The sequence below is a fragment of the Mycobacterium sp. E2327 genome, assembly GCF_001672675.1.
Taxonomy (GTDB): Bacteria; Actinomycetota; Actinomycetes; order Mycobacteriales; family Mycobacteriaceae; genus Mycobacterium.
The window spans coordinates 1-1342 of sequence record NZ_LZKE01000066.1 but is presented as its reverse complement, the minus strand read 5'-3'; the positions used below and the strand labels follow the sequence as shown (position 1 = coordinate 1342).

Here is a 1342-nt window from a genome sequence, read left to right as displayed (position 1 = left end):
AGTTGTCGCTGCGAGGCGGGCACATCGCCTATTGCCCTCCGCGCCGGGGCGCATGTGACAGGTGTGACCCGCACCATCCGGCCGGGACGACGCTCAGCGCCGCTTAGCTCCCCGCTTCTCCCGCACCCGCACGTTGATCCGGATCGGCGAACCCTCGAACCCGAACGTCTCTCGCAGCCGCCGCTCGAGGAAGCGCCGGTAACCGGCCTCCAGGAAGCCGGTGGTGAAGAGCACGAACGTCGGCGGGCGCGCGGTGGCCTGGGTGGCGAACAGGATCCGCGGCTGCTTCCCGCCACGCACCGGGGGTGGCGTGGCCGCGACCACTTCCTTGATCCAGGTGTTGAGCTGGCCGGTGGAGATCCGCTTGTCCCACGATTCCAGCGCGGTCTCCATGGCCGGCACCAGCTTCTGCACCGCGCGGCCCGTCTTGGCGGAGATGTTGACCCGCTGCGCCCAGCGCAGCTGCGCTAGCTCACGGTCGATCTCACGCTCCAGCATGTCGCGGCGGTCCTCGTCGACGAGGTCCCATTTGTTGAAAGCCAGCACCAACGCGCGGCCGGCCTCGATCACCATCGAAAGAACGCGCTGATCCTGCTCGGTCAGCGTCTCGGACGCGTCGATCAGCACGACGACGACCTCGGCCGCGTCGATGGCCGAGTGGGTGCGCACCGAGGCGTAGAACTCGTGCCCGCTGGCCTGGCCGACCTTGCGCCGCAGGCCCGCGGTGTCGACGAACCGCCACACCTTGCCGCCCAATTCGATGAGCGAGTCGACCGGGTCCACCGTCGTGCCGGCGACGTCGTGCACCACCGAACGTTGATCTCCCGCAAGCTTGTTCAGCAGCGAGCTCTTGCCCACGTTGGGCTTGCCGACCAGCGCGACCCGCCGCGGGCCGCCCGCCTTGGGCGCAGCCTCGGAGACCTCGGGCAGCGCGGCCAGCACCTCGTCGAGCAGATCGGCGACGCCGCGGCCGTGCATCGCGCTGATTGCGTGCGGCTCACCGAGCCCGAGCGACCACAATGCGGCGGCGTCGGCCTCGCCCTTCTCGCTGTCAACCTTGTTGGCGGCCAAGAAAACCGGCTTGCCCGAGCGCAGCAGGATGCGCGCCGCGTCCTCGTCGGCCGCGGTGGCGCCGACGGTGGCATCGACCACGAGGATCACCGCGTCGGCGGTGCGCATGGCCACCGACGCCTGCTCGGCCACCAGCTGCTGCAGGCCTTTGGCATCGGGCTCCCATCCCCCGGTGTCCTGCACGACGAACCGGCGTCCGGTCCACAGCGCGTCGTAGGAGACGCGGTCGCGGGTCACGCCGGGGACGTCCTGCACCACCGCCTCGCGCCGC

At 70.4% G+C, this 1342-nt stretch carries 1 protein-coding gene; it reads right to left on the bottom strand.

The annotated features are described in order from the left end of the window. Nucleotides 1–93: 93 nt before the first annotated feature. On the bottom strand, nucleotides 94–1342 hold a 1249-nt coding region (gene der, locus A5712_RS07895; RefSeq protein ID WP_068103265.1), incomplete at its 5' end, for a ribosome biogenesis GTPase Der.